Origin of the sequence: Shewanella algicola (assembly GCF_014648035.1) — a bacterium.
GTDB classification, from domain to species: domain Bacteria; phylum Pseudomonadota; class Gammaproteobacteria; order Enterobacterales; family Shewanellaceae; genus Shewanella; species Shewanella algicola.
In genome coordinates, this window is the sequence record NZ_BMQI01000012.1 from 85,879 (window position 1) to 103,055 (window position 17,177).

At 42.8% G+C, this 17,177-nt stretch carries 16 protein-coding genes and 1 pseudogene; 9 read left to right on the plus strand and 8 right to left on the minus strand.

Going from position 1 to position 17,177, the window contains the following annotated elements; genetic code table 11:
• Positions 1-53: 53 nt before the first annotated feature.
• Complete coding sequence (locus IEY42_RS07180; RefSeq protein WP_188924619.1) at positions 54-1,109, minus strand: alpha/beta hydrolase; 1,056 nt, start codon at positions 1,107-1,109, stop codon at positions 54-56.
• A 104-nt stretch (positions 1,110-1,213) separates the two neighbouring features.
• On the opposite strand from IEY42_RS07180, the gene IEY42_RS07185 reads away from it, so the two are divergent.
• Both IEY42_RS07185 and IEY42_RS07190 read left to right on the plus strand, forming a co-directional pair.
• On the plus strand, positions 1,214-1,675 hold the full coding sequence (locus IEY42_RS07185) for a NanQ anomerase/TabA/YiaL family protein (protein WP_188924620.1): 462 nt from the start codon (positions 1,214-1,216) through the stop codon (positions 1,673-1,675).
• Positions 1,676-2,007: 332 nt separating this feature from the next.
• A complete protein-coding gene (locus IEY42_RS07190) occupies positions 2,008-2,931 on the plus strand; it encodes a manganese-dependent inorganic pyrophosphatase (RefSeq protein WP_188924621.1) in 924 nt (307 codons plus the stop codon).
• 147 nt (positions 2,932-3,078) lie between these two features.
• Here IEY42_RS07190 and IEY42_RS07195 read toward each other — a convergent pair whose 3' ends face one another.
• Positions 3,079-4,356 carry a glycerophosphodiester phosphodiesterase family protein gene (locus IEY42_RS07195; RefSeq protein ID WP_188924622.1) on the minus strand — a complete coding sequence of 426 codons (1,278 nt, stop codon included), beginning with the start codon at positions 4,354-4,356 and terminating at the stop codon, positions 3,079-3,081.
• A gap of 143 nt (positions 4,357-4,499) precedes the next feature.
• Here IEY42_RS07195 and IEY42_RS07200 point away from each other — a divergent pair, with 143 nt between their 5' ends.
• From IEY42_RS07200 to IEY42_RS07210, 3 genes are all read left to right on the plus strand, one after another.
• Positions 4,500-5,159: a DsbA family protein gene (locus IEY42_RS07200; RefSeq protein ID WP_308424983.1), complete on the plus strand. Its 660-nt coding sequence runs from the start codon at positions 4,500-4,502 to the stop codon at positions 5,157-5,159.
• 112 nt (positions 5,160-5,271) lie between these two features.
• A complete protein-coding gene (mtgA, locus tag IEY42_RS07205; protein ID WP_188924623.1) occupies positions 5,272-5,949 on the plus strand; it encodes a monofunctional biosynthetic peptidoglycan transglycosylase in 678 nt (225 codons plus the stop codon).
• Positions 5,950-6,175: 226 nt separating this feature from the next.
• On the plus strand, positions 6,176-8,110 hold the full coding sequence (locus IEY42_RS07210) for a B12-binding domain-containing radical SAM protein (protein ID WP_188924624.1): 1,935 nt from the start codon (positions 6,176-6,178) through the stop codon (positions 8,108-8,110).
• 464 nt (positions 8,111-8,574) lie between these two features.
• Here IEY42_RS07210 and IEY42_RS07215 read toward each other — a convergent pair whose 3' ends face one another.
• Positions 8,575-8,778 carry a hypothetical protein gene (locus tag IEY42_RS07215; protein WP_188924625.1) on the minus strand — a complete coding sequence of 68 codons (204 nt, stop codon included), beginning with the start codon at positions 8,776-8,778 and terminating at the stop codon, positions 8,575-8,577.
• Positions 8,779-9,033: 255 nt separating this feature from the next.
• Here IEY42_RS07215 and IEY42_RS07220 point away from each other — a divergent pair, with 255 nt between their 5' ends.
• Entirely contained in the window at positions 9,034-9,957 is a 924-nt protein-coding gene (locus tag IEY42_RS07220; protein WP_229779958.1) for an Abi family protein, read from the plus strand.
• 232 nt (positions 9,958-10,189) lie between these two features.
• On the opposite strand, the gene IEY42_RS07225 is transcribed toward IEY42_RS07220, so the two are convergent.
• Entirely contained in the window at positions 10,190-10,948 is a 759-nt protein-coding gene (locus tag IEY42_RS07225) for a DUF4437 domain-containing protein (protein WP_188924640.1), read from the minus strand.
• Between the two features lie 331 nt (positions 10,949-11,279).
• On the opposite strand from IEY42_RS07225, the gene IEY42_RS07230 reads away from it, so the two are divergent.
• Together IEY42_RS07230 and IEY42_RS07235 are read left to right on the plus strand one after the other, a co-directional pair.
• Positions 11,280-12,233 (plus strand): LysR family transcriptional regulator, encoded by a 954-nt coding sequence (locus IEY42_RS07230; RefSeq protein WP_188924626.1) that lies wholly within the window; start codon positions 11,280-11,282, stop codon positions 12,231-12,233.
• A 109-nt stretch (positions 12,234-12,342) separates the two neighbouring features.
• Entirely contained in the window at positions 12,343-12,777 is a 435-nt protein-coding gene (locus IEY42_RS07235) for a dCMP deaminase family protein (RefSeq protein ID WP_188924627.1), read from the plus strand.
• Between the two features lie 258 nt (positions 12,778-13,035).
• On the opposite strand, the gene IEY42_RS07240 is transcribed toward IEY42_RS07235, so the two are convergent.
• Positions 13,036-13,911, minus strand: coding sequence for a LysR family transcriptional regulator (locus IEY42_RS07240; protein ID WP_188924628.1), 876 nt, complete (start codon positions 13,909-13,911; stop codon positions 13,036-13,038).
• A gap of 115 nt (positions 13,912-14,026) precedes the next feature.
• Here IEY42_RS07240 and IEY42_RS07245 point away from each other — a divergent pair, with 115 nt between their 5' ends.
• Positions 14,027-14,413: a nuclear transport factor 2 family protein gene (locus IEY42_RS07245; RefSeq protein ID WP_188924629.1), complete on the plus strand. Its 387-nt coding sequence runs from the start codon at positions 14,027-14,029 to the stop codon at positions 14,411-14,413.
• A gap of 117 nt (positions 14,414-14,530) precedes the next feature.
• Here IEY42_RS07245 and IEY42_RS07250 read toward each other — a convergent pair.
• The 3 genes and pseudogenes from IEY42_RS07250 to cydB form a co-directional block, all read right to left on the minus strand.
• Positions 14,531-15,692, minus strand: a pseudogene (locus tag IEY42_RS07250) (IS256 family transposase).
• Positions 15,693-15,807: 115 nt separating this feature from the next.
• Positions 15,808-15,936, minus strand: coding sequence for a DUF2474 domain-containing protein (locus IEY42_RS07255; protein WP_188924630.1), 129 nt, complete (start codon positions 15,934-15,936; stop codon positions 15,808-15,810).
• Positions 15,937-15,957: 21 nt separating this feature from the next.
• Positions 15,958-16,965 carry a cytochrome d ubiquinol oxidase subunit II gene (cydB, locus tag IEY42_RS07260; RefSeq protein ID WP_188924631.1) on the minus strand — a complete coding sequence of 336 codons (1,008 nt, stop codon included), beginning with the start codon at positions 16,963-16,965 and terminating at the stop codon, positions 15,958-15,960.
• Positions 16,966-17,177 lie beyond the last annotated feature (212 nt).

Here is a 17,177-nt window from a genome sequence, read left to right on the forward strand (position 1 = left end):
TAGTACGGTTATATTTCATACAAACCACAAAAATGAACATATTTTGATCAACGCTATAGACGCTCAATGCGATCCATAATGTTGCCTTTTACGACAATCTCAGCAAATTCATCAGCTAATATTTGGCTTTGTTGCACGCTTTTTTGCCAATAAGCAATGCGCGTATCGTTATCAAGGTGTTTAAAGTCTTCCCTGTCTGGAATTTTAGCAAACGGTAAACTGGCAATAAATTGCTTACTCGGTGCCAAAATCAGTCCATTGTGGTAGTTCGCCTTGGCTTTACGCCACAATAATGACTTATCAAACCAACCCGGACTCATGTATGGATAAAAATGTGGGTATAAACTTAAACCTGTTGCTGCTGGCAGCGGCATATCAAAATGGTAATCAGTAATCCCCCCATCGTAATAATGACCTTTAGGCGATCCTTGCAGATCTTTAACGGGATCGAGCAATAAAGGGATCGATCCCGTGGCTAATAATCCATGACGTATATTATTTTCAGTCAGCTCAACCTGTTTTGTCGGTAAGTCTTTTAAGCGTCGAAACGGTGATGCGTCGTCTTTATGACTTAAAATCACTCGCTCAAAATGCCAGCCTAAGCTTTTGCGGTTAACAATATTACTCACCGCCGCCATCGACAAGCCCACCATTAAGCCAAATTTGGCATGAATGCGGTTTAAATGACGAGCACGACACGCCACCATATGATGACGAATGAGTGGGTTAGCAAGAATATCTGCGCCTTGTTGCTCACCCAAAATACCGTCAACAATGTTAAGCACTTGCGCGCTCACTTGCTCACGATTTGGCTTTTGCTCGTAACGCTGATGAATATAAAAATGTTCAAAGCGTTCATAGGCGGCTAACGGGTTTTGTTGTGCCATACAGGCTAAACGCCAAGCGCCAGATGAGGCTCCCATGGTATAAAGTGGGTCTTGGCGCTCTTTAAAAAATTCACTGAATAAGTACTTATCCAACCCTGCTACAGCTATCCATTTGGGCCCACCAGATGCAGCAAACAATTGTGTAAATAATGATTGTTCTAAGCCATTCGCTTCTATTTGTTCATAAGCGGTTGGTCCAGCAAGTAAACGTAATGCAGGCAATATACAATCCTTCTTAATTTGTAATGCTGATATCTCTTTAAAACTGTAAGCTTTTGCGTTATCGAGCTATCATGTTTTTATCGTTTATATCTTACGGAATTTTTATGATTGTCGATACCTTAGCAAATCGTCACCTTTATACTCAGCTTAACCCTCGTTTAGCCACAGCACTTGCTCACCTTGCAGAAACTGATTTTAGCCAGCTCGAAATGGGGAACTACCCGCTAGAGGGCAAAGATATTTTTGTTATCGTAAATGACTATCAAACAGTGCCTAAGCATACTGCACCCTTTGAAGTACATCAGCAATACATTGATGTGCAATATGTAGTGAGTGGTGAAGAAGAATTTGGCTACTTACCTTTGGCAGATCAAACACCTTCTAAGGCATATTTTGCAGACCATGATTATGCCAATTACGATTATGAGTCTAATAAACAAGACGCGGCGTTTATTCCGTTAAAAGCCGGCATGTTTGCACTATTTTTCCCGGGAGACATTCACATGCCGGGCACTAGCGATACTCCGCAACAAGTGCGTAAAGTAGTCATTAAAGTCAAAGTGTAGTGGTGTGTGGCTATTTTTTACTTGCTAAACAGTGAGTCAATATCTGGTCTGACTCCTTTTTAATTAAAACTCTGCTACACTGAATTTTAACGATGTGAGCAAGATTAACATTTCACTAACTTCTTTTGACTGAAGGATTTTAGCGGCATAAAGTGTTATCAAAATAATATCGAATAAGCACAAATACCCTGAGTAACATTAAAGAAGGCCCCGAGACTCTCCGCTTGGGGCTTTTTTTATGGTTTTTATCAAATTACCACAAGTGGTATTTTTTAATGCGATGACCTTTAATCCTTGTTAAAATCAGCGCAACTTTATAGGAGAGTCTTTCAATGGCAATGTATGTAGTGGGTCACAAGATCCCTGATTCAGATTCAATTTGTGGTGCTATCGCATTAGCATATTTAAAAAACCAAATCGGCGAGCCAGCTATCGCAGCCCGTTTAGGTGAATTATCACCAGAAACCGCCTTTATTTTAGAAAAGTTTGGTTTTGAAGCGCCAGAATACAAAACCAGTTATGCTGGCGAAGATGTGTATATTGTCGACCACTCAGAAATCACCCAAGCACCAGACGATATTGCTCAAGCCACTATCGTCGGTATTGTTGATCACCATAAATTGGGCGACTTAACCACTTCTACTCCGCTAGAATGTTGGATCCGTCCAGTAGGTTGTAGTAACACCGTCATTAAAATGATGTACGATTTTTACCAGGTAGAAATCCCAGCTAACATCGCAGGCATCATGATGTGCGCGATTTTAAGCGACACGGTTATTTTCAAATCACCAACGTGTACCACTGCTGATATTCGTTGCGTTGAAGCCTTAGCTGAAATCGCCGGTATTGAAGATTATAAAGAAGTCGGCATGGACATGTTTAAAGTTAAATCTGCCGTTGATGGAACGCCAGCGCGTGACCTTGTAATGCGTGATTTTAAAGACTTCAACATGAACGGTAACCTAGTGGGTATTGGTCAATTAGAAGTCATCGACTTATCAGTATTTGACGACATTAAAGCTGACTTAGAAGCTGATATCGCCAAACTAAAAGTCGAAGGTAACCGTCACAGCGTATTATTGCTGCTTACCGACATCATGAAAGAAGGTTCAGAGATGTTAGTGGTTTCTGACTCAGCCGATTTAACCGAACGTGCTTATGGCAAGCCAACGGTTGATGGCCGCGTATGGTTAGATGGCGTGCTAAGCCGTAAAAAACAGGTTGTGCCTGCACTGCAAGACGCATTTGCAAAATAAATCGTCATAGCCTTGTAAAAAAAGCTGAATCCATTGATACAAGGTGCCAACAAAATTGGCACCTTGTTTAGCTTTAATCAGCAAGCTAAATCTGCTTAATACCAAACCGCAAGCTAAGCCGGTTTTATAAAAGGCCATCGAGTGTCATTACATGCCCATGCAATTTGCGTAATAAGTGACCGTTGCAGGCCAATCTGAAAATATCCCGATAACCCCAACATCTTTGGCTAACACATCAACCAACTCATAAGTGTCACCTTCATTATCAATCGCATCTGCAATACTTTGATAATACCAACCACCGTTACCTTCGCTAAGTAAGCCAGAGCGTTCAAGCGACCAAGCAATCATCTTAAGTCCTGCGGCATTAGCTGCATTGGCGTATTCAGACGGTACAATGGCGTTATTGTCATCTAAGGTGACTAACATCCACAACGGCGGTGCAATAATCTTCACGCCATCGGCAACCAGCGCGTCCATACTCGGAGTCCAAGTCGCACTGTTTTGTGGGTCAAAACCTGCCATGTCATAGCGATCGTCTAAGTATACGGATTGCTCAGCAAATTCTGGTGCATTGGCTATCCAATACTTCACATCATCTAAATTAAATGATTGCGGGAAAACCTGTGATGCATCAACACCTGCGGCGCTATATTCATCAAGCATTTTTTGCGCATAATCTTGTTGGCTAAAGCCATCAAACGGCATACTTACGTTGGCAGATTTAAGCTCTGGGGTCATTTTTACGCCAGCCGATTTAAATAATTCGATACTTTCAGCATGAGTCATTAAAGTGCCAGTACCTGCATAGAGCTCTGTGCGCCAACTTGGGGTGCCATCCATAAACTCGGCGACCGTGGTCGCTTTAGGATTAAAGCCATCCATCTTGCCATTTAAGGTTTTAAATTCTGCAAGGCTGATGTCGCTAGTACAACAGGTCGCGGTTGCACTGACACCGTTTGCAGCGTCGGCAGGTGTAAATGGCACAGAGCACTTATTGGCAAGTTCCGGTATCGCTAAAATATTAGTGGTGGTGGCTAAGTCGCATTGTGAATGACGGCACACGAGGGCTTTGTCGTTGGTAAAGGTCACATCGCACTCAACAATACCCGCGCCAGAATCAATAGCTGCTTGATACGCTTCTTTAGTGTGCTCAGGAAACTGCATTGAGGCACCACGGTGACCAATAGAAAAGTCGCTACGGTAAAATGGGCCAGACTCGCATTGCGCTAATTGGGTTTTCAGCTCGCTGTCTTGCATTTGATCAATTAAAAACAGCGGTCTCGTGCCCACTTGTGCGCTGACACTTTTATCAACATTCTTTGTCGATGAGTTATCGCTGTCGTTGCTGTTACACGCTGTTAAACAGATTACACTGCTCAATATTGCCAACGCGCTCAATGCCGTCTTGTTGTTCCTTGTCATTTCATCACTCCTTTACTGTACTCGTTAATCTAACGTTACTGACGATGTGTTGCATCACTTAAATCTAGCCACTTATTTGCATGGCATAGATGGTTGAGATGGCTTAGTCTATTGATTAGATGTTAATGAATTAATGAAGTTATATGACAATTAAAATGACTGAGGTCACCATGGCTAAAGCAACACTGTATTATGTTCACGATCCTATGTGTAGCTGGTGCTGGGGTTATCGCCCTACATGGGACATGCTGCAACAACAACTGCAACGAGAGTTTGCTGAGCAACTTGATGTTACTTACCTAGTTGGCGGCCTAGCACCTGACTCAGCTGAACCAATGCCTGAGTCGATGCAGCAAATGCTTGAGCAAACTTGGCGTAATATCAACGAAAAACTATCTACTGAATTTAATCACGATTTTTGGCGCAACAGTAAGCCACGACGCTCAACCTACCCCGCTTGCCGTGCAACTCTGGTCGCGCGCCAGTACGGTCAAGAGCAAGCCATGGTGAATGCCATACAACATGCTTATTATCTGCACGCCCAGAATCCGTCAGATGTTGAGGTATTATCGACATTAGCAGGGTCATTAGCCATTAATGCCGAGCAATTTAAGCTGCAATTATTAAGTGAGCAAACTGAACAACAACTGCAAAAAGAGATTCATTTTGCTCGCCAATTACCCATCCAGGGGTTTCCCTCTTTGGTGCTCGTCGCTAACAACCATGCTTATCCCATAAAGCTTGATTATCAACAATGGCAAACCAGTTTGGCTGACATTAAAGCCGTGTTGGCTAAGGTTTAAGTGATGCTAGGGGGGGGTAGGGTCCAGACTTGTGCGGGCATTTCGCTTTAATCAACGGTATTCTATACTCTTTCGCGTTGAACACGATGTGATATCTAACATGAGGCAATGAATGGCAAATCGTAAGCGCGGTTTTTTCGGATGGACCTGGTACGTAACGTGGCGTTTTTTAGCGTTATTGACACTACTGTTACTGTTGCTCAGGTTTGTCACGCCGCCGACAACGTCATTTATGCTGCAAAGCGACTATCCTGTGTCGCAACATTGGGTCAGTATTGATGAACTACCAGCGCACATTCCACTTGCCATGGTGGCCTCAGAAGATCAGCTTTTCCCTGAGCACTTTGGCGTCGACTTTAGCGCTATCAGTAAAGCCCTACAGCAATACGATGATGGTCAGGGCCTGCGTGGTGCCAGTACGATTACTCAACAAACCGCAAAAAATCTCTTATTGTGGCCAGGACAAAGCTTTGTCCGTAAAGGATTAGAAGCCATGCTTGCGGTAGGGCTTGAGATCATTTGGGGTAAAAAACGTATTTTAGAAGTGTACGTAAACGTGGCTGAATTTGGTAAAGGTATTTATGGCGTAGAAGCCGCTAGCCAGCATTATTTTAATAAACCCGCCAAATACCTTAGCAGCAAAGAAGCGGCAAAACTGGCGGTATTATTGCCAAGCCCGCGTAATCGTAACCCAAACCATTTAACGCCATATCTTAGCCAACGCGTCGTATGGGTTGAGCGGCAAATGAAACAATTAGGTAGCGCTTATTTAACCCCTATTCTTAAATAGCCTGAACTTAAGCAACCAGCTCTTAAAAATATAAAGAGAGCAATATATTGCTCATTATTTTGGTCTTCGCCATTAACTGCGCAATATCTTGAGCAAAAGTCACTAATTTGCCGAGTCTGTAGCACTACTGACCATTCAAGATGAAAGCCTTAATTAAAAGGATTTGAGCCATTTTTACTGGTAGAATGCAGCCTTATTTCTATTGGCTTTACGATAAAGGCAGGCTATGACCGTTCTTCTGATGACCCCTCCAATGACCCAACTTAATACGCCGTATCCAGCAACGGCGTATTTAACCGGTTTTTTACGTTCACGAGGCTATGAAGCGGTACAGCGAGATCCTGCCATTGAGTTGTTTCTTGAAATGATGACCGCGCCTGCGCTGGAGGTGATCCGTCAACATGTAGAAGAAAACTTCGAGCACTTTGAAGACGATGAGCTGCCCGATGCGGTGTTTGATTTTTTAGCTGAATTTGACCGTTATCATCTCACCGTTGAGCCAGCTATTCGCTTTTTACAAGGCAAAGATCCCAGCCTAGCCATGCGCATTAACACCCGTCGTTTTTTGCCCGAAGGCCCAGCCTTTGAAGCCATCGCGCAAATGGAAGCCGTGTCGGGCGACGTACTGCAAGCTGCCTTTGGTAACCTTGGCGTGCAAGATAAAGCTAAATACCTCGCCACCTTATTTATTAACGATCTGTCGAACGTGATCACCCAAGGGGTTGACCCGTACTTTGAAGTCAGCCGTTATGGCGAGCGCTTAGCCGCAGCCAACCCCACCTTTGACAATCTATACGACACCTTAGTGGGCGAACCGAGCTTCAGCTCAGACATTTTAGAACAGCTCGTTGAGCAATATTTAGAGGAAACCCAGCCTAGCGTAGTGGCATTAACTGTGCCGTTTCCAGGCAATATGCTTGGCGCCTTGCGTATTGCGCAAACCTGTAAAGCCATTAACCCTGAGCTGCCTATCGTTATGGGTGGCGGCTTTGTTAATACCGAGCTTAGGGCATTAAAAGACCCGCGCATATTCGAATTTGTCGACTTTATTTGTCTCGACGACGGTGAACGCCCACTGATTACTTTACTTGAATATTTTGAAGGCAAGCGCGAAGTCGATGAGCTTGTGCGTACTTACTTTCTGGCAGAAGATGAAAACGGTGAACCTTACGTTCATCTTAATCAAAATACTGAGCTACATGACATTCCCCAATCTGAGGTCGGCGCACCAATTTACGATGGCCTGCCATTAACCGAATACCTGTCCTTATGCGAAATGCTTAATCCAATGCATCGCATTTGGAGTGACGGCCGCTGGAATAAATTAACCATCGCCCATGGGTGCTACTGGCGTAAGTGCAGCTTTTGCGATGTCAGTTTAGATTATATCGACCGCTACGATACCGCAGGCGCAGATGTTCTGGTCGACCGCATCGAGGCGCTCATCGCCGAAACAGGCCAAACTGGTTTTCATTTTGTCGATGAAGCGTTACCGCCAAAAACCTTATTCGCATTCGCCAAACGATTGATTGAACGTAACGTGGTGATCAGTTGGTGGGGCAATATTCGTTTTGAGCGCACCTTTAGCCCCGCACGTTGCCAGCTATTGGCAGACTCAGGCTGTATCGCAGTCAGCGGCGGCCTTGAAGTTGCGTCAGACAGATTATTAAAGCTGATGAAAAAAGGCGTCAGTGTTGAGCGCGTCGCCCAAGTTACCAAAGCATTTAGCGACGCGGGCATTTTGGTACACGCATATTTGATGTATGGCTTCCCGACTCAAACCGAGCAAGAAACCGTTGATGCACTAGAAATGGTGCGCCAGTTGATGCAACAAGGTTGTTTCCAATCGGCCTACTGGCACCGTTTTGTTGCTACAATTCACAGTCCTGTTGGCTTAAACCCTGAACAATTTGGCATCACACTTGGCGATCGCCCTGAGATTATGTTCGCTGAAAATGATGTTGATTTCACCGACCCAACCGGTACCGATCACGACATGCTCGGCGAAGGATTACGTAAAGCACTTTACAACTATATGCACGGCATCGGCTTCGACCAACCCATGAGCTTTTGGTTTGACCAACGAGTGTCTCGCACCACAATGAAAAAAGACATGATTTCAAAAGCGATTAGCAATTTTATTTTGAGCCAAGAAGAGTAAATACAAAGGCTGTCTGATGTGAAAGGATTCACAAATTCCGCGATGGTACGCTTAAGTTTACCGTCGTTCCCTGATGTAGCATTACTCAGACTCCATCATTCCGGCAATGCTAAGATCCCGGTTCAAAGACGTTACCGGGAGGAATCCAGCTCTACGCAGTCATCCTCGAATGCTTTTATCGGGGATCCAGGTGTTTGCTCTACGGCAACATCAAAGTAGAACCGTATAAGTTAACTTTACTGGCGAACCATGACATTCACTCACCGACACGCACACTTCTTTTGAAATAAAAGTCCCTGTAGCTCGGCCGCCCCGTCCATGGGGCAGAAGGTCGTCTCGCAAATCATCATGATTCAGCTTTTCGGCATTATCTTAATCGGCAAAAACTACAAAACTCAGTCAAAAACTAACAATGGGTGGCACGATTAAGTTCAAAAAATTAACAATGGGTGGCACGATTAAGTTCAACAAGTCTTACGCTCTAACTTAAATAGTGCTTCTTTTTCTAGCTTCTCTACAACTTCACGATCAGGCATACCTTCACTAAAAACTAATGGTAGTAATACTTCCGCTTTGAAGACTTGATAGTTATTACCACCATCTTTTCTTGCATGAAGTAAAGCTATTGCCCCAATTACAGTTGCTCCAATAGAAACAACTAAAGACAAAGACGATTTTAGCTCATCAGGAGCTTCCTCCGCTTCCTCTTTGAGGCTTACTCGAAAGCTATCTGCTACAGAAAGAGGGCTAATGATGATTAGGGATGATGACTTGCCAAACGCTTATTCTCGTCATTTACATTTGTGTGCGAAATGCTTTGCAACTATTACACGACTCACTATAATGGACGGTAACAACACCCCTCCCGCTACCCGTAAGATCAGCGCCCTGCGAGGGGTTACTCATTTCTGGGAGTCGAGAAAATGACATCCCAAGCTAAAATACCATTTACCAAGCACCCCACGACTTTTGCAGAACAAGTTCAGATACTTCTTTCCCACGGAATAATTATTCCCGATCCAGTCAAAGCTGAATTTTATCTATCTCAGCTCAATTACTATCGTTTAGCAGCTTACTGCTTGCCCTTCGAAATAAACCATGCGACTCACCAAGTTGCTCTAGGTACAACATTTGACGATGTGCTAAATCTCTATATTTTTGATAGAGAGCTACGCTTACTATTACTCGATGCAATAGAGCGCATTGAAGTATCTTTGCGAACAAAAATGGCATATCACTTAAGCCATGGTTATAACACTGCACACCCACATCTTGATCAAACAATATTCAAAAATAAAACCAGATATCAAGCGGGGCTCAAGAACTTACAAAGTGAAGTAACCAAAAGTAATGAAGATTTTATCCGTCATCTGACAGCCAAATACCAAGAAGTATCGCCTCCAATTTGGGCAGTGGTCGAGCTGATGACAATGGGGCAACTATCAAAGTGGTATTCAAATATTGCAAAACGCGCTGATCGTCAGGCTATCAGTGTCAACTGGGGGCTAAATGAACAAGTCACGACATCATTTTGTGAACACTTATCACTTGTTCGCAATATTGCAGCCCATCATGCCAGATTGTGGAACCGTAAAATCACCAAAAAAATGACGTTGCCAACCAAGGGGCCTGCTAAGTTGTTAGCGAGTATATCGAATCTACCAGATCAAGATCCAAACTTAAGAAAACTCTATAACACCTTAACGATGACCCTGTATTTAATGAATGTAATTGCTCCCAATAATCAATTGAAAGTACGGCTAAAAAACTTAATTGCAAGACATGGCATCGATACGTTAAAAATGGGACTCCCACAAAATTGGGAAAAGCGGCCATTATGGCTTTGATGTAAAACGGAAAAAGTAATTGACATCATTATAAAAGTTTAGGGATTCAATTAGGACTGACTACATGAACTTTAGTAAAAATTCACAATGGCGATATGCTTGAGACACATCAGTTACTGCAGGCCATAAGTACAACACACGAGTAGAGCTACCCCAACCAAAACCACTATCGCGCGATAATAAAAAACCTAATCATCTCTGTATTCGTGATGATTAGGCCATTGATAAAAAGCTATTTTACGCTAAACTGCCCTGTCGACTTTACATACAACACAACTTCAGATTTGGCATTAATTACATGTTTGCCTTGTGCATCAGAGCTAAAAAAGCTGCTTGGGGTTAATGCTGTTAGCGTTTTTTGATTGTCCCATTGATAGGTTGCACTGCCTTTTACTACCACTGCTTTAAGTGGGTTTTGGCTTTCAATACTGCCTTTAAAACCTGCGGGGAGTTTAACAAAACTGCCATTGGTGGCGTCTGGTTTACCCCAAAGGTAACTGATTTGAGCGTTGCCAGATTTTAACCAGGTTGCATCATCTACATTTAACCAAAACAAGTTGTTTTCAGAAATGTTAATTGGACGTTCGCCATTATCAAACGCCTGGTCTGCAGGTTTAACCAAATACGGGCCGCTGTCGATTTCGAGGTAAATAAGGTTGTCTTGCGCATTGGCAGAAGTGATATGGTTTTCACCCGCTGGCTGAATCCAAAATGAACCGCTTGGCATCCACATATTATCGGCGCTTGGGTCATCGTTATGCATTAAGCCTTCAATCACGATACCGCGGTAAGTGATGTTATGAATATGAGGCGGTGATGAAAAGCCTTTTTGGAATTTCACAAGCATTCCGGTCGCGACATCTTTAGTTCGGTCACCCCAAAGATCTGCCGCTTTCGGGCTGGCGTCACCGCGTGCAGGGTTAAGCATGCCCCAATCAATGTTGTCAGTAGAAATAACTGTGTGGTCATTTGCCATCACGGGTAAAGTCATTGCACCTAAAAGGCCTGCAATAGCGGTCATTGTTAATCTATTCATGAGTTAATTCCGTCATCTTCAAAGAAAAAGTGGTCTTGCTTTCATCGATGCAATAAACAAAATTCGTTTCTAGAGCCTTTTATATATCGATATATCAAGGTTAGTACGTATCCACATCGGTGTGATGGTGTACATATTAATCAATCATATTTATTCGATAAATGGGGTAATCTTTAATATACTTTCGCGAAAACGTGGATAATAAGATAGTGTTTAATATTAAAATTGAGTCGCAAAACGGATGATCGTTAAGCTGGTTCTGGGATAACAAACAATAGGAAAATGCATGAAGATTGCTGATTTACGGGTTCTGCTCAAAATCGCAGAACTTAAATCTATCACCGCTGCTGCAAATCAACTCGATATCAGCTCTTCTGCTGCGAGCATTGCGTTAAAGCGTATTGAAAAAGAAGTCGGGGCGCAGTTATTTGTGCGCACCACTCGGCAATTACGCTTGTCTTCTGAGGGCGAGCGATACCTTCCGTTATGTCAGCAAGCACTGGATTTATTGCAACAAGGCCAACTCGTTATTAACGACGAACGCCAATCTATCAATGGCGAAGTGCGCATGGCGATGTCGTCTGAAATGGGCCGCAACCTCATGCGCGAATTACTGAATGATGTGTTAGCACAACATCCAGATGTGAGCTTACGCCTGCATGTTAGCGATACCCAAGTTGATTTCTATCGTGATGGTGTTGATGTAGCGCTGCGAGCAATGATTGCAGGCGTGGCTGACGAGTCAAATTTTTATGGCTTTAAAATCTGTAACATCCCCCATTTTTTATGCGCTTCGCCTCAGTACCTCGCCAAACACGGCACACCAACTAATCCAAGCGAACTGATGAAACACAATGCGTTACTTTATAAGTTGTATAAAGTGACCCATGACAGCTGGTTGCTACTTCATGGCAACGAAGAGCATAAAATTAAGATGACCAGTAATCGGGCATGTAACGATGGCGATCTGGTGCGCCGCTGGTGTGTTGACGGTGTTGGGATCGCAAAAAAATCAGCGATTGATGTCGCGCAAGACATGCTGGCCGGCCGACTGCAAAGAGTAATGCCTGGCTACCAAATCCCAGTGACTGAATTATGGTTAGTATTACCAAGCCGGCAGATGATCACACCTGCCATCCGTTTGATCCGCGATGAGCTAAAACAAAAAATCAGTGAGTTGAGAGTACAACTCATTGAAAATAAAACGCTAGCTGAACATGAATGGCCAACAGATGAATAAAAGTAATACGCATCAGATTGAAGGTTGATTTATCACTGTTCTGGATAGAGAATAGCGCCTAGTTGAAGTAATCGTTAATTGATAAATAACGCATAGGAACGGCATTAACATGATGACAAAATGGGCGATACGTTTTTTACAAATGGCCGAACTCGTAGCATCTTGGAGTAAAGATCCCTCCACCCAAGTTGGCGCAGTAATTACCGAGAACAATCGCATCGTATCCTTAGGCTTTAATGGTTATCCTCACGGAATATCTGACAGCGCCGAAACTGATAACCGCGAAATGAAACTGCTCAAAACACTTCATGCTGAAGAAAACGCCATATTGCATGCCAAACGCGATCTCAGTAGTTGTGAAATTTGGGTGACTCACTTCCCCTGCCCTAACTGCGCTGCCAAGATTATCCAAACTGGATTGCGCGCTGTACATAGTCCGCAACCCAACGACGATTTCCTGTCGCGCTGGGGTGAGAAGATTAAAGTCAGCGAAGATATGTTTAAACAAGCCGGCGTTAAAGTCGATTGGATGCAGGTAGATTAACCAAACCGAATTAGCATATTGGCAGAGTAAGTCGGCAACGGCTTAAGTCAATTAGAATATTAGCTCTCTCGGTGTTCTTTATGCTTATAGCCTGCGGCAACAAACGTCGTGGCGCTTCATATGCACCTATTCTAGAAACAAGAATAGATCGCAAGGTTTCACCCTGCTCGGACCCAAAGAGGGAAACGGTAAAATTTAGCAATAGGTGACACGGTAATCCGGTTGAAACCTCTGTTTGGTATTAATTTACTTTGCCCACTACCGAGGTGTCATTGCGGTAGTCAATTCTTTAGTGATTGCATCAAAGCACACTTTCACATTTAATGGCATTCGATTCCCAAACGAATGTAGACCATAAATGGTATTCATCAACAATGTTTTCCCTTTAAACACCTCCACTAAATCACCCTCAAGCTTATCAAGATAAAAGTCCGGTACTATCCCGACGCCACTGCCAAATTGAATTAATGCCAAGCAAGTATGAAATGAGTTAGCAATACAATGTGCCTGAGTATGGTAATGCCATCGCTCGTTTGTATCTGTTACAAACTCATGTGTAATGGCTTTGTTTTGCCAAGTATTTGCCACATAAGGCAATGCCTGCCACTCATGTTGTTCAACGAGTGCTTTTGTGCCTACCAGCACATCCCTAAACTCACCAATACGTTTTTGTTTTAAATTACTGTCTTGAGATCGCCCTACCCGTATCGCTAAATCAATGTCTTCTGACATTAAGTCTAAATGCTGATCATGACTAATAAGTTCAGGCTTTAATAAAGGGTATTGCAAGAGCAACTTTCCAATAGCTGAAGTCACTAGGGTTTCCATTAAGGCGTTAGGCGCTGTGATGCGCACTCGTCCTTGCGGGATCACTTTAGTTTGTTCCGTATCTAACCATGCATCATCCGCTATTTGATTAAGCATTTTACAGTGTTGATAAAACTGTTGTCCTGCATCTGTTAGGGCTTGCTTACGGGTTGTCCGCTTGAGTAACACAATGCCAAGGTCAGTTTCTAACGACTTCAGGTGCTGGCTCACCACTGATTTAGAGACCGCCAAAACCTCTGCCGCCGCGGTAATTGAACCCGCCTCTACAATATGCGCAAACACCGACATCTGCCGTAATCGAATCATAACTATTGTTCTATTTTATTAAACAGTGTTTATAAATATAGCTGTTTTTCTAATTTAATTATATGGCTATTATCCATTTCAATCACGACACAAACAACTTAGTAAGGATCTTCTCATGACAAATTTTACAACGACAGACAACACGACTTTAGCCGCCTGTAAAAAAGGTATTTTAGCTTGGCAAATTGCATTCAATAACCAAGATGCCAAAGGCTGTGCTGCCCAGTATCAAGAAGATTGCATCATGACGGCTATTCCATTTGGTGTATTTGAAGGCCGTAAAGCCATTGAAGCTTTCTGGCAAGGCATTATTGATCAAGGTTTTAAAGATGTGGATTACACACAAGTAAAATGGGAAGCAGAAAGTGATAATAGTTATGTTCTAACGTCAAAATGGACGATGAATAAAGCCTTTGGTGTTGTGCACCGCGAACTTTGGGTTGTAGAGGCTGACGGACACGCCCGCCTGGCTAGTGATGAGTTTGAAGTACTGGGTGAATAAAGTATGCCACCCTGCTTTTGAACAAATTGGAATGGCCATGCTAATTCTAGGCGTGCTTCGCTAGACGCTTAGTTTACTTCTAATAAGAAGGTGTAACAGATTCTGTGTAACTGCAATTTAGTTAATATGCTTCACAATTCTGTCTTCGAACTCAATAATAAATCGACTCATCGCAGTACGCCAGTTTCGAATGGGCATAGTCCATTTTTTACTGGCTTCTTTTATAGCAAGGTAAACCATTTTCTTGGCTGAGTCATCATTAGGGAATACCTTACGTTTTTTCAACGCTCGTCTAATCACACTGTTTAATGACTCAATGGCATTGGTTGTGTAGATAGCCTTACGAATATCTTGAGGGTAGTTAAAAAAACGTATTTAAGTTAAGCCAATGATTATGCCATGACTTGCTGATTTGGAGGTATTGCTCACCCCAGGTATCGTTGAAACGGTCTAATTCGAGTAACGCTTCCTCCTCCGTTGCTAATTGATAGATGCTTTTAAGGTCCGCAGTTACGGCCTTGTAGTCTTTCCACGATACAGAGTTGGACATGAGTATCTGGGTAAAGGTATTTATCGCGTCAGGGAAACCTTTTAATCCATCTACGCAAGCGATGAGAATATCCTCAACGTCTCGTTGTTGCAGTTCAGTGAGGACACCTAACCAAAATTTAGCCCCTTCATTTTCTGCTATCCACAGCCCCATTAACTCTTTATGGCCTTCTAGGTTGATACCCAGATTTGTTGATAACGCGCTTATCCTGACGGATTTTTATGACGATACAATCAAGGTAAACAATTGGATAAATGGCATCTAAAGGCCGGCTTTGCCACTCAATAACCTGCTCGAGAGCGGCTTTGGTGACACGAGAAACTAACGTGGGTGATATCTCTGCGCCATACCACTCATCAAAGACTTGAACGATATCACGAGTGCTCATACCTTGAGCGTAGAGCCACAATATTTTCTCGTCCATAGAGGTAAATCTAAACTGGTGCTTTTTAACTAACTGAGGTTCAAACTGCCTTTACTGTCTCGCGGCGTATCAAGCTCAAATTGGCCATCTTCGGTTTGAATGCGCTTGCTGGTTTTACCGTTATGGCTATTAACAGAAGTGGATTTGTGGTGTTTCTCATAACCCAGATGTTCATCCATTTCGGCATTAAGAGCGGCCTCGACCGTTATCTTTTTGAGCATCTGACTAAATTGATTTAAGTCTTCTGGTGTTTTAATGCTTTTAGCTGCTTCTTTAGCAAAAGTTTCAATATCTTTTTTGTTGATAAGTGTCTGCCTATCTTAAACTCTCAATAGAGTACGTTTTGATAAGCAGTTACACAAAATTAGTTACAGTCTCTCTAATTAAAGTTTCTATTATTCTGATTTTGTTATGGATTACTTAAGATTTAAATCCAGCCGCAGTCATCAATAATTTAAATCCCATAGATACTATACCTAACGAAAGTACACTTATAACCCAGATACTTATAAGCCATAACCATTTCTGGAGTGTGCCATTAAGTTTCATTTTAACCTCCCTAATGGTTAATTAGTGGTAAGCCTCGCCTTCTTTTACTTTTCCGGCGAAGACGTAATAACTCCAAAATGTATATGCAAGGATCATAGGAATAATGATCAACGCACCATAAAGCATGAAACTGAGGCTTTCTTTGGGGGCTGCAGCTTGCCATATTGAGATGTTAGGAGGAATGATGTTAGGCCATAGGCTAATCCCAAGACCTGCAAAACCAAGAAAAACAATCATTAATGCCATTAAAAACGGGGATGTTTCTTTTTGCTTTTTGACTGAATCAAATGTTTTCCAGCACAAAACAGCCGTCAGTAAGGGCACCGGAGCTAATAGGAATAAATTGGGTAGCGTAAACCAACGTTCGGCAATGGATACGCTAGTCAGTGGTGTCCATGCACTCACGACAATTATAGCCACAATAAGTAAGCTGAGAATTTTAGGCACTAAAGTAAATATGGTCTGTTGCAGATCACCTTCAGTTTTCGTTAGCAACCAAGTGCTACCAAGTAATGCATATGCTGCCAACAGACCAAAGCCACAAAATAATGGGAATGGAGCGATCCAATCTAACTGGCCACCTGTATATATACGACCTTCAACAGTAAATCCCTGAACCACAGCACCAACGACAACACCTTGACAATAGGTGGTAATAATTGAGCCTGCCATGAATGCACGATCCCAGAATTTAAGGTGACTAGGTAGTGCTTTAAAGCGAAACTCAAAGGCAACACCCCGAAAAATTAGTGCCACTAACATCAGTGTAATTGGAATGGTTAACGCTTCAAGAATTATCGAGTAAGCCAGAGGGAAGGCGCCAAATAGCGCAGCACCACCAAGTACTATCCACGTTTCATTACCATCCCAAACCGGGGCAACACTATTAACCATGACATCTTTTTGTGAACTGCTTTTAACAAAAGGCATTATAATTCCTATGCCTAAATCAAAACCATCCATGAAAATGTACATCAAGGTAGCAAAGATGATGATACCAAACCAAACAACCGAAAGATCTAATTCCATAAAAATTACCTCAAGTCATGCCGTAAATTTAAAGTCGACCAGAAATTGTCGAAATTTCATGGGAACCAGTGTTGTGAGCATCATCTAGCTGAGGCCCCTGTTTCATTTGGCGCATCATGTAGAAGTAGCCAAACCCAAAGACGAGACTGTTGTACTGGTCAAGCCAAACTGGACACTTTTAATTGAGAATTTTCAAACTCTACAGGTGACAG